Consider the following 19,619-nt stretch of genomic DNA (forward strand, 5'->3'; position numbering starts at 1 on the left):
GCATCGGTCGCGGCGAGGGCGGGCGTGGAGGCTGTGGCGGTGGCGACTGCGGGGGTGGTCGCGGCGGTGGCGGCCGAGGCGGTGGGTGCGGCGTGGGCGGTGGTGGCTGGAGATGGGGTGGAATGGGCCTCGAGGAGGGGGCGGACGAGCTCGGCGGAGGGGGCGCCGCAGACGATGGCGACCGCGAAGTCGCGGGCCGCCAGGTCGCGGGCGACGGCGAGCCAGTCGCGGGGGTCGCCGCCGTGGCGGTCGGGGCTCGTGATGACGAGGCCCTGCACGCCCGGGCGGAACGACGCGAGCTCGGCGAGGATGCGCACGCGCACCGCGGCGGGGACGTCGGCGATGCGGGTGCCGGCGAAGTCGGATCCGCCGGCCTCGGCGATGGCGGCGGCCACGGTGGCCCGCGAGGTCGAGCGGCCGGCGTAGAGGAGCTCCTCGCGCACGACCGTGGTGAGCGGGAGGTCGGCCGCCGGTTCGCTGACCTCGGGAGCGTCGACGAGCGCGATCCGTTCGCGGAGCGCGGCCGGGTCGTCGCGACCGTCGAGGGTGATCGTGCCGGTGTCGGGCACCATACGTCCGCTCAGGATGAGGGCCGCGACGGTCGGCTGGTCGCCGGTCTCGGCCTCGACGACGGTGACGCTCCCGGTCTCGACGAGCACGGATGTCTCGGGCAGCGGGATCCCGTTCGCGCCCTTGCTGATGCCGACGGCCTCGATCTTCATGAGCGCTCTCCTCGGGCTGGTGCTGTTTGTGCGGGTGCGCCCTCGGGCGACTGAGTTGCGCCGAAGTGTCGGAATTCCGACACTTTCGGTGGCTGTGACGACACTTCGACGCGACTCACGTGGCGAGGGGACGGCTGGGGGCGGCGGGCGCCAAGGGGGAGGACACGGCGGCCCTCGGCGCGGGGGCGGAGGACGCGGCGGGGGTGATGGCGGTGGCGGGGAGGGCGTCGGCTACCGCGGCGGCCGACTGCCAGGAGAGGCCGGCCACCGAGAGGCCGATCGTCATGACGAGGCGGGCGCCCTCGGGCTCGGTGAGGTCGGCGCGGACGGCCTCGTCGAGGACCGCGATCGCGGCCTCCTCGATGAGGCGGGCGAGGGTCTCGGGAGCGACGTCGTCGCGGAACCAGCCCGCCGTCACGCCCCGCGCGACCGCATCGCGCACGGAGGCGCGCACGGGCTCGAGCGCCTCGGCGACTGTGCGCTCGAGCGGTCCGTGCACGGCGAGCTGCGCGAGCACGCGCACCTGCTGCACCTCGGCCCAGAGGGCGGCGCCGACGAGGGCGAGGTGGATGCGCGGGTCGTCGTGGTGCACACCGGCGAGGGCCGTCGAGATGCGCGAGCCGCCGCGGGTGAGGAGTTCGGCCAGCAGCTCGTCGCGCGACGCGAAGTGGCCGTAGATGGAGCGGCGGGAGAGGCCGGCCTCGGCGGCCACGGCGTCGAGCGACGCCTCGGGCTCGTGGCGGAACACGGTCGCCGCGGCCGCGACAATGGCCTCGCGATTCTCGAGGGCATCCTTCCGCGGCGCGCGCGGCGGGGTCAGGGTCTCAGGCACGTGCTGATCGTACTAACTTGCACAGCGCTGTGCAAGTTGTTTTCGCTGCAGGCGAGCAGCCCGAGGCGGATGAATGGATGGACGGGGCCGGTGGCAGCTGAGTCAGCGCCGGATCAGTCCCGGACGGATCGGCCCCGGGAGGACCAGGCTGGCCGGAGCAGTGCTGGCCGGAGCAGTGCCGGACGGAGCAGTCCCGAACGGAGCAGTCCCGGACGGAGCAGTCCCGGACGGACTAGTCCCGGACAGATCAGTCCTCAGCGGGAAGACTCACGACGAAGCGGGCGCCGCCGAGGGGTGAGGTCTCGACCGTGATCGTGCCGCCGTGCGCCACGACGAGCTCGTGCACGATCGCCAACCCGAGGCCCGAACCGCCCCGGTCACGGGAGCGCGCCTCGTCGAGCCGCACGAACCGCTCGAAGACACGACCGCGCTCGGCCTCGGGGACGCCGGAGCCGTCGTCGTCGACGGTCACCGTGGAGCGGCCGTCGACGATCCCGGTCGAGATCGCGACGCGGCCGCGCGCGTGCCGGGCGGCGTTGTCTCCGAGGTTGCGGAGCACGCGGGCGAGCATCCGGTCGTCACCGAGCGTGCGGGCGGCCGAGATCCCTGAGGCGTCGACGAGGATTGCGCCGGTCATCGGGCTCGCGTCGTCGAGTTCACCGGGCGCCGCGCTCGCGCCATTGAGTTCGCGGTGCGCCGTGCTGACGTGGTCGAGCCCATCGGGCACCGTGCCGGCGTGGTCGAGGCCCGTGGGGAGCGGGAGCGCGCGGGGGACTGAGCGGAGGCGCGCGGCCTCGGCGAGGGCGAGGTCGTCGAGATCGACGGGCCCGAGCCTCAGCCGCAGGTTCCGCTCGTCGGCCTTCGAGAGCACGAGCAGGGCGTCGACGAGCTCGGCCATGCGCTCGGAGTCCTCGGCCACCGTGGTGGCGAAACGGGTGGGGTCGACACGGCCGGGGTAGTCGCGCGCCACCTCCGCGTTCTGTCGCAGCGAGCTCAGGGGCGAGCGCAGCTCGTGCGAGGCGTCGGCCACGAAGCGGCGCTGCCGGAGCTGGGACTGCTCGAGCCGGTCGAGCATGCTGTTCATCGTGGTGGCGAGACGACCGATCTCATCGTGCGTGCCCGGCTCGGCGACCCGACGAGCGAGGTCGTCTCCCGACACCTGCTCGGTCTCGCGACGGATGCGCTCGACCGGCCGGAGCGCCCGCCCCACGACGAGCCAGCACGTGATGGCCACGAGCGCCACGACCAGCGGCACCGCCACGAGGAGCAGCGCGATGGTGGTGCCGACCGCCTCGAACCGGCCCTCCGCGTCGACCCCCGCGATGAGCAGGCCGTCGTCGACCTCGGTGGAGACGACCACCACGCTGTCGCCGGAGTCGCCGTCGCCGGAGTCGCTGCCGGCGGAGTCGCTGTCGCCGGAGTCTCTGCCCGCGGAGTCGCCATCGCCGGAATCGACGACCTCGACGTCCTCGCTGGAGGAGTCATCGCCCTCGCGCACCCCGACCGTGCGGGCTCCGTCGAACTCCGCCTCGGCGAGGGGCAGCGCGCCCTCGAGATCGTCCGTGGCGCCGACGACCCGGCCGTCGCTCACGACCTGCGCGTAGCCGTCGAGATCCGACAGGCCGCCCGGGCCCGACCGGTCGAGCACCTCCTCGAAGCGGGAGAGCTCGGCCTGTGCAGCGCTCGCCGCACTGTCGGCCAGCGTGCTCGAGAGCACGAACGCGAAGCCCACCCCGCCGAGCCCGACCGCCAGCGCCACCACGACCGTGGCGAGGAGCGTGATGCGCGCCCGCAGCGAACGCGGCCCCCAGCGGCGTGACGTTTGTGGTGCCGCCCGCGGGGGTGGCGGTGCTGCGCCCGCACCCGCCGGAGCCGCCCGGCCGCCGTCAGCCATCGGCCACCACCCGGTAGCCCGCTCCGCGCACGGTCTCGATCGACGTGCGCGCGAACGGCCGGTCGACCTTGTTGCGGAGGTGCCGAATGTAGACCTCGACGATGTTCGGATCGCCCTCGAAGTCGAAGTCCCACACCCCGCCGAGCACGTCGCGCTTCGACACCACTTGCCCGGCCCGCGAGACCAGGAACTCGAGCACACTGAACTCCCGCGTCGTGAGCTCGATCGGCTGCCCGGCCCGACGCACGCGGCGGGCGGCCGGGTCGAGCTCGAGGTCTCCCACCGTGAGCAGCGGCGGCCGCTCGGCACCACCACGCCGGATGAGGGCCCGCAGCCGGGCGAGCAGCACCTGGAACGAGAACGGCTTGGTGAGGTAGTCGTCGGCACCCGTGTCGAGCGCCTCGACCTGGTCGAGGTCACCGTCTTTCGCGGTGAGCATGATGACCGGCGTGAGATTTCCTGAGCGCCGGAGCTCCTCGCAGATCCGGAAACCGCTCATGCCCGGCAGCATGATGTCGAGCACGATCACCGCGTACTCGTTCTCCTGCGCCAGCCACAGGCCGTCGGTGCCGTTCGTGGCCGTGTCGACCGCGAAGCCCTCGGCTTCGAGACCGGTCTCCACCGCGTTCAGGAGATTGATCTCGTCGTCGACCACGAGGACTCGCACGATGTCTCCTTCCTGCCGGGATGTGCCTTCAGGCTAGCCCGGCAGGCACGTCGCGACGCCTGCGAGGGAAGCCGGTGGAATCAGCGGTCGGTGCGGGTGACTGTGTAGGAGGAGTCGAGCTCGACGTCGACCTCGGTGCCGTCGGCCAGGCGCACCTCGACCTCGAAGGCGTGGTCGGCGTCGTCGCTCTTCTCGGCGTCCGTGACGGTTCCCCCGCCCGCAGCGGCGATCGCCGCATCCGAGGCCTTCTGCAGCTCCTCGCCCACGAGGTCGTCGCTGTCGCGCGCGGCGCCGGTGCCGGTCCCGGTGCCGGTCTCGGCGGACGAGTCATCCGACCCAGAGTCATCCGACGCGTCGCGCGCCCCGTCCCGCTCCACCGACACCACGCCGAACCCCTCATCCAGCACCACGTCGTACCCGACCCCGTCGCTCCCCAGGAGGTCGAGCTCGTAGAACGAGTCGTCGCGCTCGGCGCTCGTGACCGTGCCGCCGCCGATCTCGTCGAGGGCGGCCGAGCTCGCGCGGTCGAGGTCCGAGCCGGTCAGCGCATCCGACTGCTCGAACCCGTCGGTGACGGCGTAGGCGATGCCGGTGCCGCCGAGTCCGACGACGAGGACGGCCGCAGCGGCTCCGACGATGACGATGGTCTTCTTGCGCATGACTGCTCCTTGAGTGAAGTGAGTTATGTGAGTGATGTGAGTGACGCGGGTGGCGAAGGGCCTGCCCTCCGCGACGAACACCCCCATACTGCGAAACGGCCGCTGAAGCCAGCCTGAAGCGCCCGCGAAGAGGGTGCACCAGGATGGGACCATGCAGGCCGACCAGTTCACCGCCCCCGTCACCTTCCACGGCGAGGGCGCCGTCTGGCATCCCGGCTGGGGCGGGCTGCGCGTCGTCGACATGTTCACCGGCGACCTCGTCGACCTCGACGACGCCGGCCGCCCGACCCGCACGCCCACCGGCTCCCCGATCGCGGCCATGGTGCGCCCCCGCCGGGCGGGAGGCTGGCTCGTGGCCACCGAGCGCGAGTTCACGCTCTGGACGGCGGCGGGCGAGAAGGAGTGGAGCTCCGACATCCTCACCCCCGACGGCGTGCGCCTCAACGAGGGCGGCTGCGCCCCCGACGGCAGCCTCATCTGCGGCTCGATGGCCTACGACCAGAAGGAGGGTGCCGCCGCCGTGATGCGTCTGGACCCGGCCCGCCACGTGCATCCGCTCTTCGACGGCGTCACGATCTCGAACGGCCTCGGCTTCACCGCCGACGGCGAGCGGATGTACTACGCCGACACGCAGACCGGCCGGATCGACGTCTTCGACGTGGAGGACGCGCAGACCGCGGCGCGGCCCGTGAACCGCCGCCCCTTCGTGACGATCCCCGAGGAGGACGGCGCTCCGGACGGCCTCTGGGTCGACTCCGAGGACGGCGTCTGGGTGGCCCTCTACGGCGGATCGGCCGTGCACCACTACGACGCGAGGGGGCGGAAGGGCGAGGTCGTCGAGCTCCCGGTCTCGAAGGTCACCTCGTGCACCTTCGGCGGCGCCGACCTCCGCACCCTCTTCATCACGACCTCGCGCGAGGGCCTGCCGGAGGGCGAGGAGCCCGACGCGGGCGCCGTCTTCCGCGCCGAGGTCGGCGTGAGCGGCCAGCCGGTGCTGCCGTACGCCGGCTGACGACCCCGACTCGGAGGACGGAGGTCGTCGTCCGCCACCGCTGAGGCCGCCACCGCTGAGGCCGCCGCAGCGACCGACCGCCAGCGACCGACCGCCGCAGCGACCTGCCGCTGCAGCGACTTGCCGCGCCTACCCCGCCCGCCGCCGCCCGTAGAGCGAGATCACGAGCAGGATGATCGCGCCGTAGATGAGCTGCTGGATGTTGGCACCGAGGTTCAGCACCGTCACGAGCGTCGACACCTGGCCGAGCACGAGCGCACCGCCGACGGTGCCCACGACCGATCCGCGGCCACCGAAGATCGAGGCGCCACCCACCACGACCGCCGCCACCGAGGCGAGCAGGTAGCTTGCGCCCATGGTGGCCGAGGCCTGCTGGTAGTAGCCCACGATCACGATGCCGGCGAAGGCCGCGAGCACACCGCTCAGCATGTAGCCGGTGATGCGGATGCGGTCGACCGGCAGCCCGGCGAGGCGCGCGGTCTCGGCCGCTGAGCCCACCACGAAGAGCGAGCGGCCCCAGCCGGTGAACGACAGCACGAGCTGCAGCACCACCATGAGTGCGAGGCCGAGCGGCAGCACGGCGGGCATCGAGATGCCGAGCACAGAGATCTTGGCCGAGGTGATGGCGATCACGAAGTCGGGCGTCACGGTGAGCTCGGAGAAGTTGAACGCCAGCAGGATGACACCGAACAGCAAGCCGTTCATGGCGATCGTGGTGACGATCGTGGTCAGCCCGAGCTTGGCGATCACCGCTCCGTTGAAGAAGCCGATCAGGGCGCCGGCAGCGAGGGCGGCCACGAAGGCGCCGACCGGGCCGAGCGGCCCCACGAGGGTGAGGAACGCGAGCGCCGAGAAGCCGATCGTGTTCGGCACCGAGAGGTCGATGCCGGCCTGGATGACGGCGATCGTCTGGCCGAACGAGGCGATCGAGAGGATGATCGCGAACGTCGCCGTGCCGATGAGCGAGTCGACGGTGATGAGGTTCGGCCGGATGATGCCGCCGATCGCGAAAAGCACGAGGAACGCGACGAGGGGCCAGACGCTCCGCGGCACCCGCGAGAGGAACGACGCGTGCGAACCGCGGGGCGAGGGCGCCGAGCCGTCGGGGAGGCCCGGGCCGCCGTCGGCGAGACCGGGGGCGGCGCCGAGCGGTCCGGTGGCGACGGGGGTGCCCGCCGTACCGGCTCCGGCGGTGGTCGACGGGGTGGGTGTGGGTGTGGTCACGAGCGTGCCCCCTTCGCGAAGAACGCGGCCTTGCGCCAGACGACGGGGATGCCGACGACGGCGACGATGATGAGCGCTGAGATGACGTACTGCCAGTAGGAGTTCACACCGGCGAAGAACAGCAGGTTGCCGATGAGGCCGAGCGTGCAGGCGGCGAGGATGGTGCCGATGATGCTGCCCCGCCCTCCCGTGAACGCGGCGCCGGCGAGGGCGACCGCGGCGATGGAGGAGAGCAGGTAGGGGTCACCGGATCGCGGATCGCCGGTCACCGTGGAGGCGGCCAGCATCATCGCGCCGAGCGACGTGATGACTCCGGCGAGGCCGAAGGCGAGCAGCTTCGTCAGGCGCGCGTTGAGGCCCGCGGCCCGCACGCTCTCCATGTTGGAGCCGACGCCGTAGATGTGCCGGCCGAGCGCCGTGCGCTGGAGGAGGAGCCAGAGCAGCACCGCCACGACGGCGAGCCAGACGAGCGAGACCGGCACGAAGGGCAGCAGCTCCCCGCTCGTGGCGAGGTAGATCTCGGTGGTGATGCCGCCGCCCGGGCGGTCGAGCACCTCGCGGGCGAGCGATCCGAAGATGAACGCGCTCGCGAGGGTGACGGCGATGGCCGGGAGCCCGCCGTAGGCCACGAGGAAGCCGTTGAAGAGGCCGCAGGCGAGGCCCGTTCCGATGGCGAGCAGCACGGCGACGGGCACCGGCATGGTCTCCAGCTGCACGGCGAACACGACGTTGCAGAGGCTCATGATGGCGCCGATGGAGATGTCGATGCCGCCGACGAGCACGATGATGAGCTGGCCGAGGGCCACGAGCGCGAGCGGCACCACGAGGTTGGCGGCGGTCTGCAGCTGGAACCGGGTGAGCAGCTCGGGGTTGATGATGACGTAGACGACGAAGAACACCACGAACGCGCCGATGGGGGCGATCGCGCCCTCGCGCCGGAGCCGCACCACACCGGTGCCGTTCCAGACCCGGGCGGGGAGGCCCGTCGAGGTGGACGTGGGGGTGATGGCGCTCATCCGGCGGCCCTTTCGGTCTTGAGGGGGGCGTTCTGCGCCGCCATGCTGCCCGTGGCGCCGACGGCGGCGCCCACGATGTTGTCGGCGGTGAGCCGGTGGTCGATCAGCTCGTCGGCGACCTGGCCCTGGTAGAGCACCACCACGCGGTGGCAGACGTGCACGAGCTCCTCGACCTCGGTCGAGAACCAGAGGATGCCGACGCCCTGCTTCGCGAGGTCGACGATCGCGCCGTAGAGCTCCTGCTTGGCGCGCACGTCGATGCCGCGGGTGGGGTCGTGCAGCAGGATGACCGACCGTGAGCGATTCATCCAGCGCCCGAAGACGAGCTTCTGCTGGTTGCCGCCCGACAGCGATCCGGCGAGCTCATTGGGGCCGCGGGTGCGCACCGACAGCGCGCCGAGCACGCCGTCGATCCAGCCGCGCTCGCGGGAGAGCCGGGGCCGCCCGCCGAGCTGGTAGGCGCGGTACCAGGGGGCGAGGAGGTTCTCGCCCACGCTCATCTCGAGCGCGAGGCCCTCGGTCTTCCGATCCTCCGGCACATAGCCGAGGCCGTTCCGCACCGAGCGCACGGGGGTGGTGCGGGAGACGCGGCGGCTGCCGACGGTCCACGAGTCGGCCACGGCGGGCGCCGCTCCGAAGAGGGCGCGCAGGAGCTCGGCCTGGCCGTGGCCCTGCAGCCCGCCGATGCCGAGGATCTCGCCGGCGCCGAGGGTGAGGTCGATGCCGGCGAGGCCCTCGGCCCGCAGGTTCGTGACCGACAGCGCCACCGCATCCGTGGTGCGAGGGGGCGGGGAGGGGAAGAAGCGCTCGGCCTCGCGGCCGGCCATCATCGAGATGAGCTCGTCGTCGGTCCAGCCGCCGCGCACGAACTCGCCGGCCACGAGGCCGTCGCGGAGCACGGTGCCGCGGTCGGCGATCTCGGCGATCTCACCGAGGCGGTGCGAGACGTAGATCACGCTGCCGCCGGCGGCGGTGAGCTCGCGGATGCGGTCGAACAGCCACGAGACGCCGGGCGGGGTGAGCGCCGAGGAGGCCTCGTCGAGGATGAGGAGCGTGGGGGCGCCGGCCAGGGCGCGGGCGATCTCGACCAGCTGGCGGTCGGCGAGCGAGAGGGTGCCCACGGCGGCGCGCGGGTCGATGTGGGGGAGGTGGAACGACTCCAGCAGCGCCTTCGCCTTCACGACCGACTTCTTCTGCGAGAAGCCGCGGAGCGGGGCGCCATCGGGGAGCGAGAGGTTCTCGGCCACGGTCCAGTCCGGCACGAGGGCCAGCTCCTGGAACGCGCAGCGGACGCCCGAGAGTCGGGACTGCTTGACGCTGCCGGAGGCGAGCGGCTCACCGGCCACGGTGATGCTGCCCGAGGTGGGCGTCACGGCCCCCGCGAGCATCTTGGCCACCGTGCTCTTGCCGGCGCCGTTCTCACCCACGAGGGCGAGCACCTCGCCGGGGTTGCAGTGGAAGGTCACACCCTGCACGGCCTTCACGGGGCCGTAGCTCTTCACCAGGTCGGTGGCCACCAGGAGGGGCTCGGCCGGTCGGATGGGGTCGGTCACGAAGGACTCCGTTTCGGAGGGGAGGGACGAGAAGGGGCACGGATGCCGCGGCGACGGCGGGGCGCGCGCCGCGGCATCCGCGAAGGGAGAGAACCTCGGCCTAGGAGCCCGAGTAGAACTCCATGACCTGGTCGAGGGTCAGGTCGAGGCCCGGGAAGTCGTAGCCGAGCTGGAAGTTCGCCGGCTTGTCGGCGATGCAGTACTCGGCGGCGTTCTCCTCGGTGATCTCGAGCGGCGGGAAGTACTGCTCCTTCTCGATCTCCTCGCCCTCGAGCAGCGCGACGGCCTGCTCGAGGCCCTTCGCGTAGATGGCGGGCTGGCCGAAGACCATGTTGCCGGTGAGGCCCTCGGGGGCGTACTCGGCGAGCGTGCAGGCCTCGCCGTTGTAGCCGGAGCCGCCGACGACGGGCACGAACGGGAGGCCCGCGGCCTTGAACGCCTCGGGCACGCCCTGGCCGCCGGTGAGGAAGGAGTAGACGCCGCCCACGTCGGGGTTCGAGCGCAGGATGTTGGACATCGCCTCCTGGGCGGTGGCCTCGTTCCAGCCGTTGGTGTCCTGAGCCACGACGGTGGCGCCGCCGCCCTCGAGCGTCTCGATCACGCCGGGCATGGTGCCCTCGTTGAGCGGCACGCCCGCGAGGCCCTCGAGCACGGCGATGTTCTTGTCGTCGCCGAGGTTCTCCAGCAGCCAGTCGGCGCCGATGGTGCCGGCGTTCGCCCAGTCGGTCGAGACCACGTAGACGTCGTCGCTGTCGTAGGGGCCGCCGTTGGCGATGACCGGGATGCCCTGGGCCGTGGCCTGGGTGATGGCGGCATCCGCACCGCTCGAGGAGGCGGGGTCGAAGAGGATGAGGTCGACGCCGTCGGCGATGAGGTTCTGCATGGCCGCGTTCTGCTGGGCGGCGTCGTTGTCGTTGGTGCGGACGATCTTGAGCTCGACCTTGTCGGCGTACTCGGGCGAGGCGGCGAGGGCCTGCAGCGAGGCGAGGCCCATCTCGCGCCAGGCCTGGCCGCCGAGGGGCTGCTCGAAGCCGATCACGAACTTGCCGTCGTCTCCTCCGGCGTCGGCGGTGCCTCCTCCTTCGGCCGGCGCGCTGGTGCAGCCGGCGAGGAGTGCGAGCGAGGAAGCGGCCGCGAGAACCGCGGCGCCCTTCGCGTAACGGGATGTGCGCTGTGCTCTGTGCATGATTTCTCCCTTGAAATCGAGTGGGTGTTCGGCACAGTAGCGCAAAAATGGCAGCGCTACCAGTAGCGCTGCCAAAATTGCGGACGATCGTGATCGACCCGTTCTCAGGTCACATCAGAGGCCGACATCCGAGGCCTTGACGAAGCCGGAGTCGACCAGCTTGGTCTGCACGTCGTCCTTCACGACCACCTCCGGGTCGAGCTCGTACGACTTCACGGTCGTGGCCCCGTTGTCGAACTCGGTCGTGGTCTCGGGCTCCTCGCCCGCCACGATCGAGGCGATCATCTCGGCCGTGCGCTCGCGCAGCACGCGGGTGTCCTTCCAGACCGTCATGGCCTGCTCGCCCTTCAGGATCGCCTGCACGTTCGCCTTGTCGGCGTCCTGGCCCGTGACGATCGGCCAGTCCTGCCCGACGGCGTAGCCCGCGCCCTTCAGCGCCGCCTCGATGCCGAGGGCGAGGCTGTCGTTGGGCGAGAGCACCACCTGCACCTTCTCGTCGCCGGTGTAGAACGACGACAGGCGGTTCTCCATCTCGGCCTGTGCGTCATCCGAGCCCCAGCCGAGGATGCCGATCGAGGCCCAGTCGTCGTTCGAGGCGGGCGCCTTGCCCGAGGGCACCTCGAGCTGGCCGCTCTCCACGTAGGGCAGCAGCACGTCCCAGGCGCCCGAGAAGAAGTAGCGGGCGTTGTTGTCGTCGGGGCTGCCGGCGAAGGGCTCGAACAGGAACGGGCCCGCGCCGTCCTCGAGGCCCAGCTGATCGACGATGTAGCCGGCCTGCAGCGCACCGACGGCCTCGTTGTCGAAGCCCGTGTGGTAGTCGATGGCCGCGCTGCCGTTGATGAGCCGGTCGTAGGCGATGACCGTGACGTCCTGCTTCTCGGCCTCCTCGAGCACGGGGCCCAGGGTGTCGCCGTCGATGGCGGCGACGACGAGGATCTTCGCGCCTCCCGCGATCTGGTTCTGCAGCTGCGAGATCTGCTGGTCGGTCTTGTTGTCGGCGTACTGCAGGTCGGTGGTGCAGCCGGCGTCGTCGAGGATCTTCTTGAGGCCCTCGCCGTCGTTGATCCAGCGCTCGAGCGAGCGCGTGGGCATCGAGATGCCGACGTTGCAGTCGACCGCCGAGGCGGCGTCGCTGCCGCCGGAACCCCCGGAGCCGGAGCCCGAATCGCCCGAGCTGCAGGCGGCGAGCCCCGCCACGAGGCTGCCGGCGGCGACGAGGCCGAGAACTCCCCGGCCGAGTCTGCTGTGCTGTGAACGCATGGTGCTTCTCCTTCGAAACATGATGTTGACGAACTGCTGCAGGCGACGATACCGTGTGGATGGCAGCGCTGCCAGTAGCGCTATCAGTCGCACTTCGCTAGTGTGATCGAATCGTCGCAACGACGCGATAAGGAGACGCAATGACCCTCACACCCGATGTGGAGATCCGCAGCCGGGCGCACCGCATCGGCTGCATCGGCGCCGGCGCCATCATGGCCGACCAGCACCTCGAGGCCTACCGCCTCGGTGGGTTCCCGGTCGCCGCCATCGCCTCCCGCACGAAGGCCAACGCCCAGGCAGTCGCCGATCGCTACGGCATCGCGACCGTGCACGACAGCCCCGAGGAGCTCATCGCCGATGCGTCGATCGAGATCCTCGACATCGCGTATCCGCCCGACCTGCAGCCCGCCCTCATCCGCGAGGCCCTGAAGCAGCCGCACATCAAGGCGATCCTGGCCCAGAAGCCGCTCGCCCTCAGCCTCGACGAGGCCATCGCCCTCCGCGACGAGGCCGCGGCGGCGGGCAAGCCGCTCTCGGTCAACCAGAACATGCGCTACGACCAGTCGATCCGCTCGCTCAAGCAGCTGCTCGACGAGGGAGCGCTCGGCGAGCCCGTCTTCGCCCAGATCGACATGCACGCCGTGCCCCACTGGCAGGGCTTCCTCGAGGGCTACGACCGCCTCACCCTGTCGAACATGAGCGTGCACCACCTCGACGCGCTGCGGTTCCTCTTCGGCGACCCGAGCGAGATCTCCACGGTCGTCCGTCGCGACCCGCGCACCGAGTTCGAGCACGAGGACGGCATCGTCGTCTCCACGCTGCGGTTCCCGGGCGATCTCCTGGCGCTGAGTGTCGAGGATGTCTGGGGCGGCCCCCGCGAGGAGGGCTACGACGACGACTTCTTCATCAAGTGGCGCGTGGAGGGCACCGCGGGTGTCGCGAACGGCACCATCGGCTGGCCCACCGGCGACCCCTCGACCATCCGCTACGCCTCGACCATCACGACCGACGGCCAGTGGGTGTCGCCGACCTGGGAGACGCACTGGTTCCCGCACGCCTTCATCGGCGTGATGGAGCAGCTGCAGCACGCCGTCTCCTCCGGCACGGATCCGCAGCTCTCGGTCGCCGACAACGTCAGGACGATGGCGCTGATCGAGGCGGGCTACCGCTCGATCGCCGAGAAGCGCCCGGTGCGGCTCGACGAATTCGCCCTCTGACCCGGATCCCGTACCTCTTAATAGACACCCCTCTCGACCATCACCGACAACAAGGAGCAATGACGCCATGATCCAGCTGGGCATCTTCACCGCCTACTACCCCTACGACCTCAAGACCACCGCCGAGAAGATCCGCGCGCAGGGCTTCAACACGGTGCAGCTCGACCTGCACTTCAAGGACCTCGACCTGAGCGCCGGCCAGATCACCAAGGAGAAGGCCAAGCTCGTCTCCGACACCTTCCGCGACCACGACCTGCCGATCTCGGCCATTTCGGGCTACACGAACATCGTGCACCCCGACCCCGAGCACCGCGCCGCGAACGTGGCGTACCTCAAGGAGATCATCCGGAACGCCCGCAACTTCGGCTCGAAGTACGTCATCTCCGAGTCGGGCACCTTCAACCCCGAGAGCGAGTGGGACCACGACCCGCACAACCGCTCGGAGGACGCCTACGACCAGGTGCGCACCGTGCTCGCCGAGCTCGCGCAGGAGGCCTACGACCACGGCGCCACATTCCTGCTCGAGACCTACGTGAACAACGTCATCGGATCGGTCCGCGAGACCGTGCGCGTCTTCAACGACATCCGCACCCCCGGCCTCGAGCTGCTGATGGACCCCACGAACTACTTCGACGCCACCAACATCGACGACCAGGCGCTCGTGCTCAACGAGGTCTTCGACACCCTCGGCGACCGCGTGCGGGTCGCCCACGCGAAGGACGTCAAGCGCGCCGGCGACGACAAGAGCGAGAAGCACGCCGACATCGGCGACGACGACGCACTGGCCTCGCACACCTTCCGCGGCGTGGGCGAGATCGAGCTGCCGGCCGCCGGCCTCGGCTCGCTCGACTACGAGCTCTACCTGCAGCGCCTGTCGGACCAGAACCCCAACGTGCCGCTCATCATCGAGCACCTCGACGAGTCGGACATCCCCCGGGCCAAGCAGTTCGTGACGGATATTCTCAAGAAGTACACGATCTAGCCGGTATCGAAGAGCGGGAACGAGAGGGAGAGACGTGCAGGAGAAGGTAGCGATCATCACGGGCGCGGGCGGCGCGCTCGGCCGGGCGACGGCACTCAGGCTGGGGGCCGACGGCTTCGCCGTGGGCGTGCTCGGCCGGGCGAGCGCCGACCTGGCCGAGACGGCGGCCCAGCTGGAGGCCGAAGGGGTGCCGGTGCGGGTGCTCGAGGTCGACCTCCGCGACGCCGCGGCGATCGAGTCGGCGATCACCGCCACCGAGGCCGACTTCGGCCCGGTCGAGGCGCTCGTGAACAACGCCGCGATCTACCCGTCGACACCCTTCCTCGAGATCCCGCTCTCCGAGTACGAGGATGTCGTGACCGTCAACCAGCGCGGCTACTTCTACGCGGCCCAGGTGGCGGCGCGCGGCATGGTGGCCCGCGGCAAGGCCGGTCGGACGGCCGGGGCCATCGTGAACGTCGGATCGATCACCTGGAACGGCGGCTGGTCGAACCTCGCCAGCTACGTCTCCACGAAGGGCGCCGCCGTGGCGCTCACCCGGGCTCTCGCCCGCGAGCTCGGCGAGTTCGGGGTGCGCGTGAACGCGGTGGCGCCGGGTGCCTTCCCCACCAAGGCGGAGGAGATCCAGGGCGACGCGGCCGAGTACTCGGCGCACGTGATCGAGCACCAGGCGCTCAAGCGCCGGGGCACGGATGCCGAGCTGGCCGCCGTGGTCTCCTTCCTGGTCGGGCCCGACTCGTCGTTCGTCACGGGCCAGACCATCAACGTCGACGGCGGATGGGTGATGAAGTGAACATCTTCGGACAGGACCTCACGCGCGAGCAGCTCGCGGAGCGCACGGGCGATCTCTCGGCCGTGGCCGGCATCCGCCAGGTGGTGCTCGACAACGGGGTGGAGCGGGGAGTCCGCGCCATCGACCTCCGCACCGCGGCCGGCCTCGAGCTCGAGGTGCTCGTCGACCGGGCCTTCGACCTCGGCTCGGCGCGCTTCAAGGGAGTGCCGCTCGGCTGGCGCTCGGGCAACGGCTTCCGGCACCCGGGCCTCCACGAGCACAACGACGAGGGCGGGCTCTCCTGGCTCCGCGCGCTCGACGGGCTCCTCGTCTCCGGCGGCCTCGACCACACGCTCTTCGGCGGCGACGTGGATGCGACGCGCTACAACTACCCGCCCAAGCAGAGCGTCAACCACGGGCTGCACGGCCGGTTGACCGCTATACCGGCCCGGCTGCTCGAGGCACGTGAGGTGCCCGGCGCCTCGGTGGATGGGGTCGCCGGCACTCCGGTTCTGCGGGTCGTCGGCGAGGTGATCCAGGCCACGTCGTTCGGTGAGCACCTGCGGCTCACCCGCACGATCGAGCTCGACTTCGACGGCCGCGAGATCCGGCTGCACGACGTGGTCGACAACCTCGGTTTCGAGCCCACGCCGCACATGTTCCTCTACCACATCAACTTCGGCTGGCCCTTCGTCGACGAGGGCACCGAGTTCGTGGCCCCCGTGGCCTCGCACCTGTGGGCCTCCGACTCGGCGGCTTCGCAGGGGGTCTCCTACCGCACGCTGCCGGCTCCGCAGAAGGGATTCGTGGAGCAGGTCTTCGAGCACGAGCTCGTCGCGGGCGCCGACGGCGACCACCGGGTGGCGCTCATCGCGGCCGACGGCTCGCTCGGCGTCGAGGTGAGCTGGGCGGCCTCGGGCATGCCGCACTTCTTCGAGTGGCAGAACCTCAGGAGCGGTCAGTACGCCATCGGCCTCGAGCCCTCCACCCATCACGTGGGCGGAGACGGTGCGGCGCGCGATGACGGCTCGATGACCTTCCTCGAGCACGGTGAGAGCCGCGAGTACCGCACGCGCATCCGCGTGCTCACGGGCCGATCCGAGACCGACGCCGTCCGCGAGGCCATCCGGGCCATCGGGCCGCAGCCGGAGTAGGCCGCCCGCGTGCTCTGCTCCGCGCCGAATCCGGCCCCGAACTCCAGTAGAATGTTAGCGCTGCCATCCGTAACCGACGGATGCGGCATCCGACCGACGAGGACCCATCATGAGTGAATCCAGCCCCAGCTCGGCCCCCGAGGTGCTCTCCGGCATCCGCGTGCTCGACTGCTCGATCGCCATGGCGGGCCCCTTCGCCGCGCAGCGCCTCGGCGACCTCGGTGCCGACGTCATCAAGGTCGAGCCGACCACGGGGGAGTGGCAGCGTCACGCGGCCGCCGGCGGGGCCACGGGCAACCGGATCAACGTCTCGTTCCTCTCGCTCAACCGCAACAAGCGCTCGATCGGGGTCGACCTCAAGTCGGCAGAGGGCAAGGAGATCCTCTACGAGCTCGTGAAGACCTCGGACGTCTTCCTGCAGAATTACCGTCCCGGCGTCGCGGCCCGTCTCGGCGTCGACTACGAGACGCTGCGCGCGCTCAACCCGTCGCTCGTCTACGTGTCGATCTCCGGCTACGGGGAGGACGGGCCCTACCGCAACCGCCCCGGTCAGGACCTGCTGCTGCAGGCGATGAGCGGCGCCATGCTCTCGGCCGGCAGCCACGGGCATCCGCCCACCCCCGCCGGGCAGTACCTGGTCGACGCCGTGACCGCCTCGACCGCGTTCGAGGGCGTGCTCGCCGCGCTGTTCCACCGCGAGCGCACCGGCCAGGGGCAGCTCGTCTCGGTCAACATGCTCGACGCCATCACGACCCTGCAGATGCAGGAGCTCTCGGTCTTCACCGTCGGTGGCGTGCCCCAGCAGCGCGGGGCGGAGCCGCACGCGCACGTCTACATCCGGGCGCCCTACGGCACCTTCTCCACCACCGACGGCTACATCGCGCTCGCCATGCCCGAGCTGCACGCGCTCGGCGAGGTCATCGGCGATCCGTTCTTCGCGGGGCTCGACACCGAGACCGACAGCTGGAAGCACCGCGACGAGATCTTCTCCCGCACCGCCGCGCGGCTCGCGACGGAGTCGTCGGAGCACTGGCTGGCCGCGTTCTCCGCGGCCGGTATCTGGGCCGGGCCGGTGTACGACTACCAGGCGCTCGTCGACGACGAGCAGATCAAGCACAACGGCACGTTCATCGAGTACGAGCACCCCACCGAGGGGCTCGTGAAGACCCCCGGGTTCCCGTACAAGCTGTCGGAGACGCCCGCGCGCATCGACCGCGGGGCGCCGCTGACCGGTGAGCACACGCGGGAGATCCTCGACGAGCTCGGGTTCGGCGCACGCGCCGATGCGCTCGTGGAGGCGGGGGTCGTGGCTGCGGAGCCCGCTGCGGCCGGTGCTGCCGGTGCCGTCGCATCCGATTCAGGTGCCGCCTCCGCATCCACCGAGCCCGCCGTCCTCGACGGGGCTCCGGTGCCGGTCGGGGAGCGCCCGTGACCGGCTACCGCGGCATCACCTGGGACCACCCGCGTGGCCGCAACGCCCTCGAGGCGGCCGCGCGATCGGTCGTCGGGTCCGGCGGTCTCCGGATCGACTGGAGCGCCCACTCCCTCGAGCACTTCGAGTCGCATCCCATCGACGACCTCGCCGCGAACTACGACCTCATCGTGCTCGACCACCCGCACCTCGGCGAGGCGCTCGAGAAGCACTCGCTGCAGCCGCTGGACGCCGTGGTCGGGGCCGCGCGCATCGAGCGCTGGTCGCGTGAGTCCGTCGGCCCGTCGTTCGACTCCTACTCCGCCGACGGCTACCAGTGGGCGGTGCCGCTCGATGCCGCCACGCAGGTCGCGGTGCACAGCACGGCGCTGCTCCCGGCCTCCGACGTGCCGACCACCTGGTTCGAGGTCGAGGCGCTCGCGCTCTCGGGTGACGCGCCCGTGGCGCTCTCGCTCGCCGGGCCGCACGCCTTCCTCAGCTTCGCCTCCATCGCGGTGGCGCTCGGCGAGGAGCCCGGGCGGCACCCGGGGGAGCAGCTGATCTCGGCCGAGACGGGGGCGCAGGTGCTCGAGCTGATGCGGTCGATCGCGTCAAGGGCGCCTTCGGGGGCGGATGCGCAGAACCCGATCGCGCTGCTCGAGCGGCTGTCGGGGGCGGGGGCCGGCGCATCCGGCTCCGTCGCATCCGGTGACATCGCCTACATCCCGCTCGTCTACGGCTACGTCACCTACTCCTCGCCCACCGTGCGGTTCGCGGATGCCCCCACAGGCACCCCGGGCGGCCGTCGCGGCTCCACCATCGGCGGCACCGGACTCGCCGTGAGTGCCCGCGCCGAGGTGACGCCCGCGCTCGTCGACCACATCGATTGGCTGATGTCGGGCGAGGCGCAGCGCCGCTTCATCCCGCAGCACGACGGCCAGCCCTCGGCGCGGTCGGCGTGGGAGGACGCGGAGGTCAACGCCGCGAGCCATGACTTCTACCGGGCGACGCTCCGCACGATCGACGAGTCGTGGGTGCGGCCGCGCTACTCGGGCTACATCCCGTTCCAGTCGCTCGCCTCCGCGATCGTCCGCGACGTGCTGGCGGAGGAGCTCTCGGTCGAGGCCGGTCTCTCCGCCCTCCAGAACGCGTTCGACGTCTCGAACTCCTCCGTCACCGAAAGGGTCTGACATGAACGACTCCACCACCGCATCCGCTGACGGCCTGCCCTCCATCGGCACCGACGAGATCCTGCTCGAGCTCGATGCGCAGGTGCTCACCATCACGCTCAACCGGCCGCAGAAGCTCAACTCCGTCACGCAGGAGATGTCGGATGCGCTCGTGGTGGCCGCGGAGTGGGCGAACGAGTCGGATGCCGTGCGTGCGGTCGTGCTCACCGGTGCGGGTGAGCGTGCCTTCTGCGCCGGATCCGACATCCGTCAGCTGGACAAGTACGCCACGCCCTGGGACTTCCGGAACCGCGGCGACTACTGCGACGCCCTGCGGCTGCTGCGGAAGCCCGTGATCGCGGCCGTCAACGGCTACGCGTTCGGCGGTGGGCTCGAGACGGCGCTGACCTGCGACATCCGGCTCGCGTCGACCACGGCGTCGTTCGCGGCCCCCGAGATCAAGCTCGGCTGGATCGGCGGGGGCGGCATGAGCACGTTCCTCGGCCACTCGATCGGGGCGAGCAACGCGGCGCTGATGCTCATGACGGGTGATCCGATCGACGCGTCGCGGGCGCTCGCGTGGGGGCTCGTCTCCGAGCTGGTGGAGCCGGGTTCGCTCGTCGCGCGGGCGCAGGAGCTCGCCCGTACGATCGCCTCCCGGCCGCCGATCGCGGCCGAGACGGCGAAGGCCAACCTCCGGGCGGCGTACAACCTGCCTCAGGATGCGGCGATCGCCTACGAGCGCGACCTCCAGACGGTCACGTTCGCCACCGACGACGCCGCGGAGGGCCGAGCCGCCTTCGCCGAGAAGCGCCAGGGCGTCTTCCACCGCCGCTGACCCCGCGCGCCCGCCCGGCCGCCGCTCCGCCGCACCCCCACCCGGCCGCCC

The 19,619-nt window shown here is 71.1% G+C and carries 18 protein-coding genes; 8 read left to right on the forward strand and 10 right to left on the reverse strand.

Annotation, left to right across the window (positions count from 1 at the left end; genetic code table 11):
• The 5 genes from Q0D57_RS14950 to Q0D57_RS14970 all read right to left on the reverse strand — a co-directional run.
• Window positions 1-722, reverse strand: a 722-nt coding sequence (locus tag Q0D57_RS14950) for a hypothetical protein (RefSeq protein ID WP_291045478.1), incomplete at its 3' end; no start/stop codon positions are given.
• A gap of 115 nt (window positions 723-837) precedes the next feature.
• Entirely contained in the window at window positions 838-1,554 is a 717-nt protein-coding gene (locus Q0D57_RS14955; protein WP_291045479.1) for a TetR/AcrR family transcriptional regulator, read from the reverse strand.
• A 247-nt stretch (window positions 1,555-1,801) separates the two neighbouring features.
• The gene (locus tag Q0D57_RS14960; RefSeq protein WP_291045480.1) at window positions 1,802-3,448 is read right to left on the reverse strand and encodes a HAMP domain-containing sensor histidine kinase; all 1,647 of its coding nucleotides are present in this window, start codon (window positions 3,446-3,448) and stop codon (window positions 1,802-1,804) included.
• Window positions 3,441-4,115 (reverse strand): response regulator transcription factor, encoded by a 675-nt coding sequence (locus tag Q0D57_RS14965; protein ID WP_291045481.1) that lies wholly within the window; start codon window positions 4,113-4,115, stop codon window positions 3,441-3,443. The genes Q0D57_RS14960 and Q0D57_RS14965 overlap by 8 nt, the downstream gene beginning before the upstream one ends.
• Before the next feature lie 80 nt (window positions 4,116-4,195).
• Window positions 4,196-4,774: a PepSY domain-containing protein gene (locus tag Q0D57_RS14970; protein ID WP_291045483.1), complete on the reverse strand. Its 579-nt coding sequence runs from the start codon at window positions 4,772-4,774 to the stop codon at window positions 4,196-4,198.
• 151 nt (window positions 4,775-4,925) lie between these two features.
• Here Q0D57_RS14970 and Q0D57_RS14975 point away from each other — a divergent pair, with 151 nt between their 5' ends.
• Window positions 4,926-5,786: an SMP-30/gluconolactonase/LRE family protein gene (locus tag Q0D57_RS14975; protein WP_291045485.1), complete on the forward strand. Its 861-nt coding sequence runs from the start codon at window positions 4,926-4,928 to the stop codon at window positions 5,784-5,786.
• A gap of 129 nt (window positions 5,787-5,915) precedes the next feature.
• Here Q0D57_RS14975 and Q0D57_RS14980 read toward each other — a convergent pair whose 3' ends face one another.
• From Q0D57_RS14980 to Q0D57_RS15000, 5 genes are all read right to left on the reverse strand, one after another.
• Window positions 5,916-7,010 carry an ABC transporter permease gene (locus Q0D57_RS14980; RefSeq protein ID WP_291045487.1) on the reverse strand — a complete coding sequence of 365 codons (1,095 nt, stop codon included), beginning with the start codon at window positions 7,008-7,010 and terminating at the stop codon, window positions 5,916-5,918.
• Window positions 7,007-8,026 carry an ABC transporter permease gene (locus Q0D57_RS14985; RefSeq protein ID WP_259525786.1) on the reverse strand — a complete coding sequence of 340 codons (1,020 nt, stop codon included), beginning with the start codon at window positions 8,024-8,026 and terminating at the stop codon, window positions 7,007-7,009. The genes Q0D57_RS14980 and Q0D57_RS14985 overlap by 4 nt, the downstream gene beginning before the upstream one ends.
• Entirely contained in the window at window positions 8,023-9,579 is a 1,557-nt protein-coding gene (locus tag Q0D57_RS14990; RefSeq protein WP_291045490.1) for a sugar ABC transporter ATP-binding protein, read from the reverse strand. The genes Q0D57_RS14985 and Q0D57_RS14990 overlap by 4 nt, the downstream gene beginning before the upstream one ends.
• Window positions 9,580-9,679: 100 nt before the next feature.
• The gene (locus Q0D57_RS14995) at window positions 9,680-10,765 is read right to left on the reverse strand and encodes a substrate-binding domain-containing protein (protein WP_259525788.1); all 1,086 of its coding nucleotides are present in this window, start codon (window positions 10,763-10,765) and stop codon (window positions 9,680-9,682) included.
• Window positions 10,766-10,879: 114 nt separating this feature from the next.
• A complete protein-coding gene (locus Q0D57_RS15000; RefSeq protein ID WP_291045493.1) occupies window positions 10,880-12,025 on the reverse strand; it encodes a sugar-binding protein in 1,146 nt (381 codons plus the stop codon).
• Between the two features lie 140 nt (window positions 12,026-12,165).
• Here Q0D57_RS15000 and Q0D57_RS15005 point away from each other — a divergent pair, with 140 nt between their 5' ends.
• The 7 genes from Q0D57_RS15005 (at window position 12,166) to Q0D57_RS15035 (ending at window position 19,568) form a co-directional block, all read left to right on the forward strand.
• Entirely contained in the window at window positions 12,166-13,242 is a 1,077-nt protein-coding gene (locus Q0D57_RS15005) for a Gfo/Idh/MocA family oxidoreductase (protein WP_291045495.1), read from the forward strand.
• Between the two features lie 67 nt (window positions 13,243-13,309).
• Window positions 13,310-14,224 (forward strand): sugar phosphate isomerase/epimerase, encoded by a 915-nt coding sequence (locus Q0D57_RS15010; protein WP_291045498.1) that lies wholly within the window; start codon window positions 13,310-13,312, stop codon window positions 14,222-14,224.
• A gap of 34 nt (window positions 14,225-14,258) precedes the next feature.
• Window positions 14,259-15,017, forward strand: coding sequence for an SDR family NAD(P)-dependent oxidoreductase (locus tag Q0D57_RS15015; RefSeq protein ID WP_291045502.1), 759 nt, complete (start codon window positions 14,259-14,261; stop codon window positions 15,015-15,017).
• Window positions 15,002-16,150, forward strand: coding sequence for an aldose 1-epimerase family protein (locus Q0D57_RS15020; RefSeq protein WP_291045504.1), 1,149 nt, complete (start codon window positions 15,002-15,004; stop codon window positions 16,148-16,150). Before Q0D57_RS15015 ends, Q0D57_RS15020 begins: the two co-directional genes overlap by 16 nt.
• 109 nt (window positions 16,151-16,259) lie before the next feature.
• The gene (locus Q0D57_RS15025; protein WP_291045506.1) at window positions 16,260-17,582 is read left to right on the forward strand and encodes a CoA transferase; all 1,323 of its coding nucleotides are present in this window, start codon (window positions 16,260-16,262) and stop codon (window positions 17,580-17,582) included.
• On the forward strand, window positions 17,579-18,751 hold the full coding sequence (locus Q0D57_RS15030) for an extracellular solute-binding protein (RefSeq protein WP_291045508.1): 1,173 nt from the start codon (window positions 17,579-17,581) through the stop codon (window positions 18,749-18,751). Before Q0D57_RS15025 ends, Q0D57_RS15030 begins: the two co-directional genes overlap by 4 nt.
• A 1-nt stretch (window position 18,752) precedes the next feature.
• Window positions 18,753-19,568, forward strand: a complete 816-nt coding sequence (locus tag Q0D57_RS15035; protein ID WP_291045511.1) for an enoyl-CoA hydratase/isomerase family protein — start codon at window positions 18,753-18,755, stop codon at window positions 19,566-19,568.
• Window positions 19,569-19,619 lie beyond the last annotated feature (51 nt).

Source organism: Herbiconiux sp. (genome assembly GCF_023264895.1).
Classification (GTDB): domain Bacteria; phylum Actinomycetota; class Actinomycetes; order Actinomycetales; family Microbacteriaceae; genus Herbiconiux.